The 15,268-nt window shown below is 67.0% G+C and carries 12 protein-coding genes and 1 pseudogene; 3 read left to right on the top strand and 10 right to left on the bottom strand.

What is annotated here, in order from left to right:
• Together B1964_RS09950 and B1964_RS09945 are read left to right on the top strand one after the other, a co-directional pair.
• A pseudogene (locus tag B1964_RS09950) lies at positions 1 to 320 on the top strand (lycopene cyclase); the annotation flags it as partial.
• A gap of 152 nt (positions 321 to 472) precedes the next feature.
• The gene (locus B1964_RS09945) at positions 473 to 2,221 is read left to right on the top strand and encodes an NAD(P)-binding domain-containing protein (RefSeq protein ID WP_079929639.1); all 1,749 of its coding nucleotides are present in this window, start codon (positions 473 to 475) and stop codon (positions 2,219 to 2,221) included.
• A gap of 27 nt (positions 2,222 to 2,248) precedes the next feature.
• On the opposite strand, the gene B1964_RS09940 is transcribed toward B1964_RS09945, so the two are convergent.
• The 10 genes from B1964_RS09940 to B1964_RS09895 form a co-directional block, all read right to left on the bottom strand.
• Complete coding sequence (locus tag B1964_RS09940; RefSeq protein ID WP_079929638.1) at positions 2,249 to 4,825, bottom strand: polynucleotide kinase-phosphatase; 2,577 nt, start codon at positions 4,823 to 4,825, stop codon at positions 2,249 to 2,251.
• A complete protein-coding gene (locus tag B1964_RS09935; protein ID WP_079929644.1) occupies positions 4,822 to 6,186 on the bottom strand; it encodes a 3' terminal RNA ribose 2'-O-methyltransferase Hen1 in 1,365 nt (454 codons plus the stop codon). Before B1964_RS09935 ends, B1964_RS09940 begins: the two co-directional genes overlap by 4 nt.
• A gap of 40 nt (positions 6,187 to 6,226) precedes the next feature.
• On the bottom strand, positions 6,227 to 6,694 hold the full coding sequence (locus tag B1964_RS09930) for a DUF1992 domain-containing protein (RefSeq protein ID WP_006370321.1): 468 nt from the start codon (positions 6,692 to 6,694) through the stop codon (positions 6,227 to 6,229).
• Between the two features lie 6 nt (positions 6,695 to 6,700).
• Positions 6,701 to 7,090 (bottom strand): metal-sulfur cluster assembly factor, encoded by a 390-nt coding sequence (locus B1964_RS09925; protein WP_006370320.1) that lies wholly within the window; start codon positions 7,088 to 7,090, stop codon positions 6,701 to 6,703.
• Positions 7,087 to 7,569, bottom strand: coding sequence for a Fe-S cluster assembly sulfur transfer protein SufU (gene sufU / locus B1964_RS09920; protein WP_006370319.1), 483 nt, complete (start codon positions 7,567 to 7,569; stop codon positions 7,087 to 7,089). The genes B1964_RS09925 and sufU overlap by 4 nt, the downstream gene beginning before the upstream one ends.
• Positions 7,569 to 8,876: a cysteine desulfurase gene (locus tag B1964_RS09915; protein ID WP_079929637.1), complete on the bottom strand. Its 1,308-nt coding sequence runs from the start codon at positions 8,874 to 8,876 to the stop codon at positions 7,569 to 7,571. The genes sufU and B1964_RS09915 overlap by 1 nt, the downstream gene beginning before the upstream one ends.
• A 37-nt stretch (positions 8,877 to 8,913) precedes the next feature.
• Complete coding sequence (gene sufC, locus B1964_RS09910; protein WP_006370317.1) at positions 8,914 to 9,687, bottom strand: Fe-S cluster assembly ATPase SufC; 774 nt, start codon at positions 9,685 to 9,687, stop codon at positions 8,914 to 8,916.
• A 72-nt stretch (positions 9,688 to 9,759) separates the two neighbouring features.
• Positions 9,760 to 10,932, bottom strand: a complete 1,173-nt coding sequence (sufD, locus tag B1964_RS09905; RefSeq protein ID WP_006370316.1) for a Fe-S cluster assembly protein SufD — start codon at positions 10,930 to 10,932, stop codon at positions 9,760 to 9,762.
• Positions 10,932 to 12,404 (bottom strand): Fe-S cluster assembly protein SufB, encoded by a 1,473-nt coding sequence (gene sufB, locus B1964_RS09900; RefSeq protein WP_006370315.1) that lies wholly within the window; start codon positions 12,402 to 12,404, stop codon positions 10,932 to 10,934. The genes sufD and sufB overlap by 1 nt, the downstream gene beginning before the upstream one ends.
• Positions 12,401 to 13,204: a metalloregulator ArsR/SmtB family transcription factor gene (locus tag B1964_RS09895; RefSeq protein ID WP_290440692.1), complete on the bottom strand. Its 804-nt coding sequence runs from the start codon at positions 13,202 to 13,204 to the stop codon at positions 12,401 to 12,403. Before B1964_RS09895 ends, sufB begins: the two co-directional genes overlap by 4 nt.
• 188 nt (positions 13,205 to 13,392) lie before the next feature.
• On the opposite strand from B1964_RS09895, the gene mptB reads away from it, so the two are divergent.
• Complete coding sequence (gene mptB / locus B1964_RS09890) at positions 13,393 to 15,207, top strand: polyprenol phosphomannose-dependent alpha 1,6 mannosyltransferase MptB (RefSeq protein ID WP_014359953.1); 1,815 nt, start codon at positions 13,393 to 13,395, stop codon at positions 15,205 to 15,207.
• The last annotated feature ends 61 nt before the right edge of the window (positions 15,208 to 15,268 follow it).

The raw sequence follows: 15,268 nt of genomic DNA, 5'->3' as shown, positions 1-15,268 counted from the left end.
CCGCGCTGCGGTGGGCCGACACCGCAGCACGGGCGGTCGCCGACGACGAGGACGCCTCGGAAGTGTTGTGGCCGTGGCGTGCACGGCAGGTGTGGCGTCTGCGCCTGCGCGGGGCCGCGGTCCTACTGGGTCTCGACCCCGTGCAAACCGTTCGGTTCTTCGACGCCTTTCTCGCGTTGCCGCTCGAGTCACAGCGCAGCTACCTGAGCGAACGCGCAGATCTCACGGGCACCCTTGCCGCGATGCGCCGGGTGTTCGCGGCTCTCGATCAGCCCACCCGTACCACCCTCGTACGACGAACGATGCGCGGCCGCACCTGATCGGCGTGACCATCATGGTTCTCGCGGGACCTTGGTCCCCGGTTCGTCGCGCGGTTTGAGGGCGCCCTGCAACTAATGTTAGCCTCGCCTAACACCAATCCGGTGCCGGGTGTCGGCGGCAGGGCCCCGACTCGCATCTCGAAGGACATCCCATGAAGGTCTGCGTGGTCGGCGCCGGTCCGTGCGGTCTCACGACCATCAAACAACTCCTCGACGAAGGCCACGAGGTGGTCTGTTTCGAGAAGAATCCGGATGTCGGCGGGATCTGGCTGCGCGACGCCGACGGCGCGGACGCCGCGCAGATGAAGGCCTACGACACCCTGATGCTGACCATCTCGATGAAGCTGATGGCCTACTCCGATCATCCCCACGTCAGCGACGGCAGTCGGGGTGAGCGCGAGTTCTATTCGCGGGCACAATATTTCGACTACCTGAAGGGATACGCCGAACGTTTCGGTCTGCTCGAGCACATCCGAGCCGGTCATGAGGTCGTCGATGTCACCCGTGACGGCACGACGTGGCGGGTCGATGTACGCGACGCCGGAGACGCCGCCGGAGCCGTTCGTGCCGAAAGGTTCGACGCGGTCGCGGTGTGCTCGGGGCCGTTCGCCACGCCGAATCGCGACATCGCCGAGCTCGAGGGATTCACCGGGGAGATCGTGCACTCCAGCGAGTACCGCAACAACGAACGTTTTCGTGGAAAACGCGTCCTGATCGTCGGGCTCGCCGAGTCCGGTGCCGACATCGTGCGCGAGGTGGGTGACGTCGCCGCCGCGGCGACGCTGTCGATCCGCTCCTACAACTACCTGCTGCCCAGGATCATGAACGGCGACCGCACCACCGACCACGGGACCGTCCGGTCGCATCACCACGAGATGCTGCGCCGCTCGAGCGACGAGCCGTTCGTCCTCGACACGTTCTGGGGAACGAGCACGATCGCCAAGGCCGTCTTCCTCGCGGTCTCGGTCGTCCTCGGGGTGGTGACGACCGCGCTCGGCGCGGTCCGGGTGGCAACCGAACGACTCGTTCCCGCCCGCCGCCCACCGAAGTCTGCACTGAATCCGATGGGCGAGCCGATGTTCCCGCCCAAACTCGACGTGGGCACCGTGCACGACAACGCGAACTTCGAACTGATCCGGACCTGGAATCGACGGTCGCATCCCGACGGCAGCTGGGCACAACGCACCATCTTCTGCAAGAACGTCAGTTTCATCCCGCACCTGGTGAGCGGCCGGGTGACACTCAACGACCGCGGGCTCTCTCACTCGGAGGGCACCACGATCACCTTCGGCGACGGAACCTCCGCCGAGTACGACACGGTGGTGCTGTGTACCGGTTTCACCAAGGAGTCGTTGTCGATCGGCGACCTACAGGTCAAAGACGGCAACGTGCGCAACCTGTACAAGCACTTCCTGCATCCGGAGCACCAGGGCACGGTGGCCTTCATCGGCTTCGTGCGTCCGTTCTCCGGCGGAATCCCGGTGTGCGCGGAGATGCAGGCACGCTACTTCGCCCGGGTGCTCAGCGGCGCACTCACCCCGCCCGCCGACATCGACGAACGTATCGGGCGTGAGAAGGAGTGGGAGGAGTACTGGACGGCATTGAGCCCTCGGCACACCGAAGCGATCCCGTCCCAGGTGCTCTACCTCGACGCCCTCGCACGTGAGATCGGGTGCCTGATCCCGATGCGGATGATGCTCACCAACCCGAAGCTGTTCATCCAGCTGTGGTTTGGCAGCTTCAACCCTTCCTGTTATCGCGTGGTGGGGCCGCACAATCTCGGCGACGCCGCCCTCACCGACCTGTATTCCGAACTCGTCGACAACCGCCGCGAGATGGCCTTCCGGATGTCGATGCTGCAGCTGATGCCCACCCACATCCATCCCGAACACATGATGTGAGTACTCACGGGGCACATGTGTGAGTGCTCACAGGCGGGTGTCGACGGGTTCGGATTCCAACGCCAGCACCCCGAAGACGCACTCGTGCACCTGCCAGAGCGGGGCTCCCGCCACGTGACGGGCCAGGGCCTCACGACCCAGCCGATACTCACGCGCTGCCATCGACCGCTTGTGCCGCAGATCGCGAGATCGCAAGCGTGCCAGGCCATCAAGGTACGACGGTCCGTAGACGATGCGCAGGTACTCACGCCCACGGACTTTGACCCCGGCCGGCGGCATACGTCCGGCAGCGTCGCGCACCGCCGCATTGGCGAACGGTTTGACGACCATCCCCTCGCCACCCGTCGATGTCAGATCCGCCCACCACTGTTCCGCAGCCGCGCACGAGCGCCGATCATGGACGTCGACGACGCGGTGGCGGGTTCGGGTGAACACTCCGTCGTCGGTATCGGCGAGGGTCGCGATGGTGTCGAGATGCCATGCGTGCGAACGTGATTCGAGGGTCATCTCCCCCGCCGAGCCACCCCCGCAGGCCAGCACCTCGAATGGCGCGATACGAACGTCGTCGATTCCGGCGCCCGGGTGCACATGGCCCGCGTAGGCGTCGGTGAACGCGCCGAGGTCGGCTCGACGACGCCCGAGGGCATCGAGATCGGCGTCCACCGCCAGGCCGCGGGCCTGTGCATGGGCCAGTTCGCTCTGCAGCACCGCGCTCTCGGCCCGGCCGGCCGCGGCGATCTCGGCGAACTCCTCACGAACGAGGCTCTCGCCCTTGATGTTCCACGGCAGCAGCTCGGCGTCGAGGATCAGCCACGTCGCGTCCAGCCGGTCGAACAACCCAGTGGCCGCGGTGCGCGCCCGCGCGAGGAGCGCGTGCTCGTCGGAGCCGTCGAAGAAGGGCCGACCGGTACGCGTGTACAGAGCGCCACTGCCACCGCGCACCCCGAAACAGCGCAACGCGGTGTCCTTGTCGGCGGTGAGCACCATGATCGCGCGCGACCCCATGTGCTTCTCCTCGCACATCACTCTCGAGATGCCCTGCTCGCGGAAGAACGTGAATGCGGCGCCGGGACTCTCCAGGAGATCGTCGCGATCGGAGCCGATCGGACTCATCGTCGGCGGCAGGTAACGCAACCATCGTGGGTCGACGGAGTATCGCGACATCACCTCGAGTGCTGCCGCCGCATTCTCGGCGCGAATCGACACCGGTGGCCCGTATCCGGTTCGGATGGAGCGCTTTACGACGACGTCGGCAAGGCTCAGCCGTGCCCGCACGCGGTCGTCGGCAGCGCTGTGCCCGTAACCGAGCGGGCGTCCGGCATCGAAGTACGTCGCCCGTGCCGGCACCGACACGACCTCCCGCTCCGGGTAACGCACCGCCGTCAACGCGCCTCCGAACACGCATCCGGTATCGATGCAGATCGTGTTGTTGACCCACGCCGCCTGCGGTACCGGAGTGTGTCCGTACACGACCTGCGCCTGCCCGCGATAGTTCCGGGCCCAGTCGATCCGCACCGGGAATCCCCAGCGGTCGGTCTCACCGGTGGTCTCACCGTAGAGCGCCGCGCTGCGGACCCGCCCCGATGTGCGTCCGTGGAAGCGCTCGGCGAGCCCCGCGTGCGCGACGACGAGTCGTCCGTCGTCGAGCACGAGCTGGGTGATCAGACCGTCGAGGAACTCCGTTGCCTCGGTGCGGAACTCGTCGGTCGTCTGTGCGAGCTGCGCCAACGTCAGGTCGGCGCCGTGTCGCGCGCGGATCTCGGCACCACCTGACCCGCGCCCATTGCCCGGTCCGGCGCGGAGCAACCGCACCAGCTTCTCCTCGTGGTTGCCGCGCACGCAGAGTGCGCGGCCGGCATCGACCATCGCCCGCACCACCGCGATGACCTGCGGGCTGTCCGGACCACGGTCGACGAGATCGCCGACGAAGACCGCCGTGCGGCCCTGCGGGTGTTCGGGGACGCCGCGGACCCGGCCATCGTCACCCACCTCGACCACCCAGTCGAGGGCGCGCAGCAGGTCGACGAGTTCGGTGGCACATCCGTGGACGTCGCCGATGATGTCGAACGGCCCGTGCAGATCGCGCTTGTCGTGGTACAGGCGTGTTCGGACGACCTGGGCGGCGTCGATCTCGGCGACTCCGTCGAGATGATGGACGTACCGGAACCCTTCCTTGCGCAGCACTTTTCGACTGTTGCGCAGCAGGTTGTACTGCCGTGCGAGGACCCCCTCGTCGGTGCCGGTGACCGATGCTCTCCTGGTGAGCTCGCCGCGCGGGACGTCGAGGATGATGGCGACCGCGAAGACGTCTGCCTCGCGTGCGAGGTCGAGCAGCACCCGACGGTCCTCCGGACGCAGCGAGGTCGCGTCGACCACGGTCAACAGTCCGCGACGCAGACGCCGTCCGGCGACGTCGGAGAGCACCGCGAAGGCATCGGCGGTGGCCGACTGATCGGTGGGGTCGTCGGCGACCATGGCGCGCAAGGCATCCGACGACAGCACCTCGGTGGTGTCGAAGTGACGGCGAACGAAGGTGGACTTGCCGGAGCCGGACACTCCCACCATGACCACCAGGCACAGGTCGGGGATCTCGAGGACGGTCATGGTGTCACTCCCTCCGCAGATCGCGCGGGATCGGTGCGGGTGAACACGGCGTACTGGGTCGGCGACCCCGCCTCGGCGTCCCGGTCACCGATTCCGCCACGGACATGGGTGTAGTCGAACTCCGCCGAGACCTCCGCGCACCAGTCGGCGAACTCCGTACGGTCGAACTCGAAACGGTGATCGGGGTGACGCAATTCGCCGGCGGCCAACCCGTAACGGGCATTGAACTCGCGGTTGGGCGTGGTCACGACGACGGTGGCCGGGGCCATGTCGTCGAACACCGAGGCCATCGCCACCGGCAGCCGCCCTCGGTCGATGTGCTCGATGACCTCCATCAGCACCACCGCGTCATATCCGGAGCAGCGCGGATCGGCGTACATCAGCGACGACTGCCAGAGCTCGACCTGCCGCACGAGTTCCAACCGTCGCGCCGCACGGTGCAGTGCGTCGGACGAGACGTCGACACCGGCGAGCCTCGGAATCGGGGTCTGCGCCGCCAGTTCGGCCAACAGTCGCCCCTCACCGCACCCGACATCGAGGACAGACCGCGCACCGGAGGCCGACAGCAGTCCGATGACCTCCTGGGCCCTTGTGTGCGACAACCGGTTCCCCGGCTCGCTGACGTCGGGGGTCGGCTCACCCGATCCGGACACCATGGTGATCGCCTGGTCGGCCAAACCTGGCAGATCCTTCAGGTAGGCGCGGGTGATGGCCGCGGCGTGCGGGTGAGCGGGCAGCCACATGTCACCGAGCCGCACCAACTTCTCTATCTCGGCGTCGTCGACGAAGTAGTGCTTGACGCGGGCGAGAACCGGCAGGAGCACGGCGAGATGCCGCAGGGCGTCGACGACGCGAAACGATCCGCGCACGGTGAGCACCCCGTGGTCGGAATTCCCCCATTCCACCGGCACCAGCGCCTCGCGTGTCATCTCGACGGTCCAACCGAGCGGCTCGAAGAGATCCTCGGCACTCACGTTGTCGGGGCCACCGGGGCACGGAACCGCAGCGGCGCGCACGGTGAGGTCCCACGCTCGGTCGACCAGCTCGGGCCGCTGGTGGCAGCGTCCGGCCAGTGCGTCACCGAACACCTTGCCCAGAGCGACCACCATGCGGGTGGACGCTTCGTACGGGACGGCGGTGACGTATCGCGATGTCCCGGAATCGCGCGTCGGACGGATGCCGATGCCGTCGACATGCATCGCGACCCGGCACCGGTCGTCGTCGGCGATCGGGTAGAAGACGGTGGCCACGCCCTGGCTGGTCGGGAACCGCTGTACCCGATCGGGATGCTTGTGCAGCAGGTACCCGACGTCGGTCGCCGGGCCGTCCGGTCCACCACGTACTTCCAGGGTCATCAACACGCCGACCACACTATCGGTGGGGGCAAACGGTTTTGGCCGGTCAACTGTGTCGCAACAGCCGCCAGCGGTCAATCATCTCCTCGACGTCGACGGTGCGGCACACCAGATGTGAGGCCGGGCCCACGCTCGGACGCAACCGGTCCTGCTTCACCCGGGTGTTGAAGTCGGTCAGGATCGTCCGGACCACGCCTTCGTCGGCGATGCCGCGCAACGACTCCGGGAAGGTGTCGCGCTCCTTGCGCAGCTGCAGGGTGGGTGGCAACAGTGCGGTCGAGTCGAGGTCTTCGTCGCGGATCTTCTGCTTGGCCCACCAATCGGGGTCATCGAGTCCGGACAGGTTGAGCGGCTTACCCATTCCGGGCAGATTGTCGAACTCGCCACGCTCGGTCGCCTCGCGGATCATCTTCTCGACCCGTGACTCGTGACGCTGCGGACGCCACCGCCGTACCCGTCGGAAGTGTCCCTCGGGTCCGGTGGATGCGGGCTCACCGCCGTCCGGTCCGGTCACCGGCCGCTAGACGGTGAACCCGAGGGCGCGCAGTTGCTCGCGGCCGTCGTCGGTGATCTTGTCCGGGCCCCACGGCGGCAGCCAGACCCAGTTGATCTCGACCTCGGTGCACAGTCCGCTGTTGACCAGCGCACCGCGGGTCTGATCCTCGATCACATCGGTGAGCGGGCACGCCGCCGACGTCAGCGTCATGTCGAGTTTCGCGACGGCGTCGTCGGTGATCTCGATGCCGTAGACGAGTCCGAGATCGACGACGTTGATGCCCAGTTCGGGGTCGACGACATCGCGCATGGCCTCTTCGACGTCGTCGAATTGCGGCAGCGACGTACTCGGGCCGGTCGGCGCCGGGTCACCGGCTGTGGTGTCGACGTCGCCCGCGTCGGGATTGATGCTCATGCTGTCTCCGCTCCTTGCGATGCTGGTTGCGATTCGAGTGCCTCGACCGATCGTGCCAACGCGTCCTTGAACGCCAGCCATCCCAGGAGGGCGCACTTGACCCGGGCCGGATACTTGCTCACGCCGGCGAAGGCGATGCCGTCGCCGATGACGTCTTCGTCGCCGTCATCCTTGCCGCGCGAGGTCATCATCGTGTTGAACGAGTCGACGGTCGCCAGCGCCTGTTCGACCGGCAACCCGACGATCTGGTCGTAGAGCACCGACGTCGAGGCCTGGGAGATCGAACAGCCCTGTCCGTCGTAGGAGACGTCGGCGACGGTGGTGCCGTCGTCGCTCAGGGCGACCCGCAAGGTCACCTCGTCCCCGCAGGTCGGATTGACGTGGGCGACCTCGGCGCCGAACGGCTCGCGCAGACCACGGCCGTGCGGATGTTTGTAGTGATCGAGGATCACGTCCTGATACATCTGCTCCATCCGCATCAGGCATTCACCCCGAAGAAGTTCTGCGCCTTGCGGATCGCTGCGGCGAGCGCATCGACCTCGTCGAGGGTGTTGTATGCGGCGAACGACGCGCGTGCGGTTGCGGCGACACCGAACCGCTTGTGCAGCGGCCACGCGCAGTGGTGGCCGACCCGGATGGCGACTCCCTCGTCGTCGAGGATCTGGCCGAGATCGTGGGCGTGGATTCCGTCGACGACGAACGACACCGCTCCCCCGCGGTCGGTGGTGGTGGTCGGGCCGATGATGCGCAGGCCACCGATCTCGCCGAGTTGCGACAACGCCCGCTCGACCAGTGAGTGCTCGTGTGCGGCAACGGCGTTCATGCCCAGCAACCGCAGGTAGTCGACCGCCGCGCCGAGGCCGACGACCTGTGAGGTCATCGGTACACCGGCCTCGAACCGTTGCGGTGCGGGCGCGTACGTCGACATCTCCATCGACACGGTCTCGATCATCGATCCACCGGTGAGGAAGGGCGGCAGCGCATTCAGCAACGCCTGCTTGCCGTAGAGCACGCCGACACCGGACGGTCCGAACATCTTGTGTCCGGAGAAGGCCGCGAAATCGACGTCGAGTGCGGCGAAGTCGACCGGCATGTGCGGCACCGACTGGCAGGCGTCGAGGACCACCAGCGCACCCACCGCACGCGCACGGCGTACGAGTTCGGCGATGTCGGCGACCGCACCGGTCACGTTGGACTGATGGGTGAACGCCACCACCTTGACGGTCTCGTCGAGGTCCAGTGAGTCCAGATCGATCCGTCCCGCGTCGGCCGATTCGCCGCCGGTGACCCCGTACCACTTCAAGGTGGCACCGGTGCGGCGGCAGAGTTCTTGCCAGGGAACGAGATTCGCGTGGTGTTCGAGTTCGGTGACGACGACGGTGTCACCCTCACCGAGTGCGCGGCCACCCAGGACATCGGCGCTGCGGTCATCGCCGAGGGTGTAGGTCACCAGATTCAGGGCCTCGGTGGCGTTCTTGGTGAACACGATCTCGTCGGGGGCGGCACCGACGAAACCGGCAATGGTCTCCCGGGCGGCCTCGTAGGCGTCGGTCGCCTCCTCGGCGAGCTGGTGCGCACCGCGGTGGACCGCGGCGTTGCGGGTCGTCAGGAACTCACGCTCGGCGTCGAGAACCTGCAGAGGCCGTTGCGAGGTCGCCCCGGAGTCGAGGTACACCAGCGGTTTGTCGTCCCGGACGGTGCGCGCCAGGATCGGGAAATCCGCACGCACTGCGGCGATGTCGAGGCCGGTGGTCCCGGACCCGACGGCGTCTGCGGAGAGAGTCACGAGTGCTCCTTTCACAGACCCGGCGTCGTGCGCCAGGTCAGCGGCTCGCGGCCGCCGAGGTGAAACGTACGTAGCCGTTGTCCTCGAGTTCGTCGGCGAGCTCCGGGCCCGCGGATTCGACGATGCGTCCCCCGACGAACACGTGGACGTGATCGGGCTTGATGTAGCGCAGGATTCGGGTGTAGTGCGTGATCAGCAGGATGCCGCCGTTCTCGGACTCCTTGTAGCGGTTCACGCCTTCGCTGACCACGCGCAACGCGTCGACGTCGAGGCCGGAGTCGGTCTCGTCGAGAATCGCGATCTTCGGCTTGAGCAGGTCGAGCTGCAGGATCTCGTGGCGCTTCTTCTCGCCACCGGAGAAGCCCTCGTTGACACTGCGTTCGGCGAAGGACGGGTCGATCTCCAGGGCGGTCATCGCCTCCTTGGTCTCCTTGACCCAGTGGCGCAGCTTGGGGGCCTCACCGCGCACCGCGGTCGCCGCGGTCCGCAGGAAGTTCGACATCGACACGCCGGGCACCTCGACGGGGTATTGCATCGCCAGGAACAGTCCGGCACGCGCGCGTTCGTCGACACTCATCTCCAGGACGTCCTCGCCATCGAGGGTGATCGAGCCCTGCGTCACCTGGTACTTCGGGTGCCCGGCGATGGCATAGGACAGCGTCGACTTGCCGGATCCGTTGGGCCCCATGATCGCGTGCGTCTCGCCGGAGCTCACGGTCAGATCGACACCCTTGAGGATGTGGATGGGTTCGGCGTCGGCGTCGCTCTGCGCGACGTCGACGTGCAGGTCACGGATTTCCAGTGTGCTCACGATTGATTCCTTGATGGGTGTCTGTGGGTGCGTGTGGGCTGATGTCCGGTGCGAGGTTTCTACGTCGGCGGGTCAGGCGCCGGCGATCTCGAGTTCGGCCTCGACCGCCGCCTCGAGTCGTTCGCGGAGCTCGGGAACCGCGATCTTGGCGATGATCTCGCCGAAGAATCCGCGGATGACCAGCCGTCGGGCCTGATCCTCGGGGATACCTCTGGCCTGCAGATAGAACAGTTGCTCGTCGTCGAATCGGCCGGTGGCACTGGCGTGTCCGGCGCCGACGATCTCGCCGGTCTCGATCTCCAGGTTCGGTACCGAGTCGGCGCGTGCGCCGTCGGTGAGCACCAGGTTGCGGTTGAGCTCGAAGGTGTCGGTGCCCTCGGCCTCGGGGCGAATCAGCACGTCGCCGATCCACACGGTGTGCGCCTCGCGCGCACGATCGGTCGCATCGCCTTGCAGCGCACCCTTGTACACGACATTGGAGCGGCAATTGGGCTGACTGTGATCGACGAGCAGGCGCTGTTCGAGGTGCTGGCCGGCGTCGGCGAAGTACAGACCCCACAATTCGACGTCACCGCCGGGTGCGTCGTAGTGCACCACCGGGGACAGACGAACGAGGTTGCCGCCCAGGCTGATCGCGAAATGACGAACCGTGGCGTCCCGTCCCACCCGCAGGTGGTGGGCGGCCACGTGCACGGCGTCGTCGGCCCAGTCGTGGACGTTGACGACGGTCAGTGCGGCGGAGTCGCCGACGACGAACTCGACGTTCTCCGCATACGTTCCGCCACCCTTCTGATCGAGGACGACGACGGCACGCGCGAACGGTTCGAGCCGAATCTGCAGGTGCCCGAACGCCGTCTGGCCCTCGCCGGGTCCGGTGACCTCGATGGTGACCGGCTCGCCGAGCTCGACCTCTCGCCCGACCGTCACCACGGTCGCCTGAGTGAATGACGAATACGCTTGCGCGGCAATGCGATCGAACGGTACGCCGCCCTGGCCGAGACGTTCGTCGTCGCGCCCGACGGTGTCGACGGTGACCCCGTCGCCCGCGCCGCCGACCGTCACGGTCGCCTCCGCGGTGCGCTCGGCGGTGCCGTCATGCAGACCGCGGAGGCGACGGAACGGGGTGAACCGCCACGCCTCCTCGCGCGGGCTGGGTACCTCGAAGGCGTTGACGTCGAACGACGTGAACTGCTCGCCTTTGTTGACCGGTCCGGCGGAAACCACCGGCAATGTCGGATCGGCCATCAGCCGACGGCTCCTTCCATCTGGAGTTCGATGAGACGGTTCAGTTCGAGCGCGTACTCCATCGGGAGTTCCTTGGCGATCGGCTCGACGAAGCCCCGGACCACCATCGCCATCGCCTCGTCCTCGGTCAGTCCGCGACTCATCAGGTAGAACAGCTGATCGTCGCTGACCTTCGACACGGTGGCCTCGTGGCCCATGGTGACGTCGTCCTCGCGGATGTCGACATACGGATAGGTGTCGCTGCGCGAAATGGTATCGACAAGCAACGCATCGCATTTCACCGTCGACCGGCTGCCGTGCGCGCCGTTGTTGATCTTGATCAGACCACGGTAGGAGGCGCGGCCACCGCCCCGCGCGACCGACTTGGAGACGATGTTGCTCGAGGTGTTGGGCGCAAGATGCACCATCTTGGAGCCGGTGTCCTGATGCTGTCCCTCGCCGGCGAACGCGACCGAGAGCACCTCACCCTTGGCGTGCTCACCGGTGAGCCACACGGCCGGGTACTTCATCGTCACCTTGGACCCGATGTTGCCGTCGATCCACTCCATGGTGGCGCCGGCCTCGGCCTTGGCGCGCTTGGTGACCAGGTTGTAGACGTTGTTCGACCAGTTCTGGATGGTCGTGTAGCGGCAGCGACCACCCTTCTTGACGATGATCTCGACGACCGCGGAGTGCAGCGAGTCGGTCTTGTAGATCGGTGCGGTGCACCCCTCGACGTAGTGCACGTACGCACCCTCGTCGACGATGATCAACGTCCGCTCGAACTGGCCCATGTTCTCGGTGTTGATCCGGAAGTAGGCCTGCAGCGGGATGTCGACGTGCACGCCCGGCGGGACATAGATGAACGAGCCGCCCGACCACACCGCGGTGTTCAGCGCGGAGAACTTGTTGTCACCCGCCGGGATGACCGATCCGAAGTACTCCTGGAAGATCTCCGGATGCTCCTTGAGACCGGTGTCGGTGTCGAGGAAGATGACGCCCTGCGCCTCGAGATCCTCGCGGATCTGGTGATAGACCACCTCGGACTCGTACTGCGCGGCCACACCGGCGACGAGCCGCTGCTTCTCCGCCTCGGGGATACCGAGCTTGTCGTAGGTGTTCTTGATGTCCTCGGGCAGTTCCTCCCACGAGGTGGCCTGCTTCTCGGTCGAACGCACGAAGTACTTGATGTTGTCGAAGTCGATGCCGTCGAGTTCGGCACCCCAGTGCGGCATCGGCTTGCGATCGAAGATCTTGAGCGCCTTGAGACGCTGATCGAGCATCCACTGCGGCTCGGACTTCTTGCCCGAGATGTCGGCGACGACCGCCGGGGACAGGCCGCGCTGGGCGCTGGCGCCCGCGACGTCGGAGTCGGCCCAGCCGTAGCCGTACGTGCCCAACGACGCGATGGTCTCTTCCTGCGTGAGCGGCGCCGCCTTGCCGACCGGGGTGGACTCGCCGGCGGTGGTGACCGTGGGATCGGTGACTGTCATCGCGAAGCCTTTCGACTCTGGGGGTATCGAGCGGATGCGGGCTGTGCATCACTCGTCGGGGTCGTGCTGTGCTGATGTTCTTCGGGATCCGGCTGACGCTCTTCGGGATCCGACCGTGCGGTGGCATCCGGGGGTGGATCGGGATGCGGGAGCGGAACGTGGGTGGTGCACGCGCAGTCACCGTTGGCGATGGTCGCCAGTCGCTGCACGTGCGTGCCGAGCAGCTCAGTGAATACCGCGGTCTCCGCTTCGCACAACTCGGGGAACTCGGTGGCCACATGCGCCACCGGGCAGTGGTGCTGACAGATCTGCATGCCTGCGCCGACCTGCCGAGTGTTCGCCGAGTATCCGGCACTGGTCAGCGCCTCGGCGATCTCGGTGACGGTCCCGGCAACCGTGGACGGATCGGTCGCGGGATCGATGCCGTCGACGATGCGTTCCACCCGTTCGCGGGCGAAGTCCGCGACTGCATCGGAACCGCCGAGGTCACGCAGCTTGCGCATCGCCGCGCCGGCGAGATCGTCGTAGGCGTGGCGGAGCTTGCCCCGGCCGACCGCGGTCAGCTGGAACCACTTCGCCGGACGTCCTCGACCGCCTCGCTGGCCGAACGCCGGGGATGCTTCCTCGACATCGCCCGCCGCGGTGAGCGCGTCGAGATGACGACGGATTCCGGCGGCGCTGATTCCGAGCCGGTCGGCGATCTCCCCTGCCGTCAACGGACCGTCCTCCACGAGCAGGGAGATGACCGCAGCCCGCGTCTGCCCATCGGCGTGGACACCATGATGGGCGGCGTCGGGCATGGTCTCGCCCCGCACAACATCACCGCGCATGGTTTTCACAACACGAGTGTGACGTAATTGATTCCCTCGTGCCAGCAAGGGTGCCCTTAGCCCTGCCCGCCTGTAGCCCTGCCCCCACCTGCCGTACCCGACGAGATCACGGCCGCCACCTCGTCGGCGGCGGTACGGTCACCCACTACAGTCGTCGTGTGTCGGAATCACCCGCGTCAGAGGCCTCGGTACTGCGCCGAACCCTGGACTACGTCGGGTTGGGCGCACCTGCGCGGCGGGCCCGGCGCGATCCCGACCGTCGCGGCGACTACGGCGTCACCGTGGCCAAACTGCACGACCCCGAGCACGAGGTCGGTCCCCTCGACGCCGCCGAGAACCGCCGGCTGCTGCGCATCAAACTGTTCGGCGCGACCGGCACCATCCTGATGCTCGTCGGGTCGTTGGGCACCGGACAGATCCCGGTGCTTCAGAACCCGGTGGCCGGTATGCGTGTGCTGTCGCTGCCGTCGCGGATGTGGAGCACCGCACTGACGCTGTCGATCGGCGGGACCATCATGCTCGTCGTCGCATGGCTGCTGATCGGGCGGTTCGCGGTCGGACGCTTCAGCGTCGAGGTCCTCCACGGCCGCAGTCCGGCGCGCCGGATGACCCGTCAGCAGGCCGATCGCACCCTTCTGCTGTGGATCGCGCCGATCATCGTCGCGCCGCCCCTGCTCAGCAAGGACATCTACTCCTATCTCGCGCAGTCGGCGATCGCCTATCGCGGAATGGACCCCTACACGGTCAGTCCGCTGCACGGACTCGGTGTGGGCAACGTCCTCACCAGGTCGGTACCCAACCTCTGGCGTGACACGCCTGCGCCGTACGGTCCGTTCTTCATCTGGATCGGCAAGGGCATCACCGCGGTGACCGGCGACAACATCACCGCGGCCATCTTCCTGCACCGCCTGGTGGCGTTGGTCGGGCTGGCGTTGATCGTGTGGGCGCTGCCCCGGCTGGCGCGGCGGTGCGGGGTCTCGCCGGTGGCCGCATTGTGGTTGGGGGCGATGAACCCGCTGGTCATCCTGCATCTGGTGGGTGGCATCCACAACGAGGCACTCATGCTCGGGCTCATGCTGGTCGGCATCGAGTTGTGCTTCCGCGCGATCTACGGTGCGCAGCGACTCCGCACGCCGGGATCGTGGCGGCCGACCGGTGCCGGGTGGCTGTTGCTCGCCGGAGCCGCAGTGATCGCGACCAGTTCGCTGGTGAAGTTCACCTCGGTCCTCGCGCTCGGGTTCGTGGGGATCGCGTTGGCCCAACGGTGGGGTGCATGCCTGCCCGCGCTGCGTGGGGCACCGATTCGACAGTGGTGGGCGAGGTCACGCACCACGGTGTGGGCGTTGGCTGCCTCCGCGGGCCTGCTCGGCGCCGTGCTCGCGGTCGTGATGGTGGTCATCTGCGTGGGCACCGGCCTCGGCTTTGGTTGGACCTCGACACTGTCCACCGGCGCTGTCGTCCGCTCGTGGATGTCGATGCCGACGTTGCTGTCGGTGTCTGCCGGGCGGGTCGGGGTCTTCCTCGGTCTCGGCGACCAAACCCAGGCGATCCTCGACGTCGTCCGGCCGCTGGGCCAGGTCATCGCCGCGGTCTTCGTGGTCCGCTGGATGCTCGCGACGTTGGCCGGGCGCCTGCACCCGCTGGGAGCGTTGGGTGTGTCGATGGCGACGGTCGTCGTCTTCTTCCCCTTCGTCCAGGCCTGGTATTTGCTCTGGGCGGTCATCCCGCTCGCGGCCTGGGCGACCCGACCGTGGTTCCGTATCGCGACCATCACCGTCTCGGCCATCATCGCGATCGTCGTCATGCCCACCAGCTCCAACACCAGCGGCGTGGTCCTCGCCCAGGGGCTGCTGGCCGGTGTGATCATGGTCGCGGTGATGACGGCACTGTTCTTCGAGGACTGGCCTCGGTGGCGTCCGCGACGGCGCTGGTCGAAGCGCCCGACCCCCGAACACACCGACACCGCGGCGTGATCGGTGGTGTTCACGCCGACGCGAGCGCACGCGGTTGACGGTTTTTTACCTGTGCGCACGA

This window comes from Gordonia sp. i37 (assembly GCF_002043085.1).
GTDB classification, from domain to species: domain Bacteria; phylum Actinomycetota; class Actinomycetes; order Mycobacteriales; family Mycobacteriaceae; genus Gordonia; species Gordonia polyisoprenivorans.
The sequence above is the reverse complement of the archived record's forward strand: the minus strand, read 5'-3'. Positions and strand labels throughout refer to the sequence as shown.

Bases quoted from the DNA above. Each gene is read 5' to 3' on its own strand.
- B1964_RS09945 (WP_079929639.1), top strand. From the start codon at position 473: ATGAAGGTCTGCGTGGTCGGCGCCGGTCCGTGCGGTCTCACGACCATC.
- B1964_RS09940 (WP_079929638.1), bottom strand. From the start codon at position 4,825: ATGACCGTCCTCGAGATCCCCGACCTGTGCCTGGTGGTCATGGTGGGA.
- B1964_RS09925 (WP_006370320.1), bottom strand. From the start codon at position 7,090: ATGAGCATCAATCCCGACGCGGGCGACGTCGACACCACAGCCGGTGAC.
- sufU (WP_006370319.1), bottom strand. From the start codon at position 7,569: ATGCGGATGGAGCAGATGTATCAGGACGTGATCCTCGATCACTACAAA.
- sufD (WP_006370316.1), bottom strand. From the start codon at position 10,932: ATGGCCGATCCGACATTGCCGGTGGTTTCCGCCGGACCGGTCAACAAA.
- sufB (WP_006370315.1), bottom strand. From the start codon at position 12,404: ATGACAGTCACCGATCCCACGGTCACCACCGCCGGCGAGTCCACCCCG.
- B1964_RS09895 (WP_290440692.1), bottom strand. From the start codon at position 13,204: ATGCCCGACGCCGCCCATCATGGTGTCCACGCCGATGGGCAGACGCGG.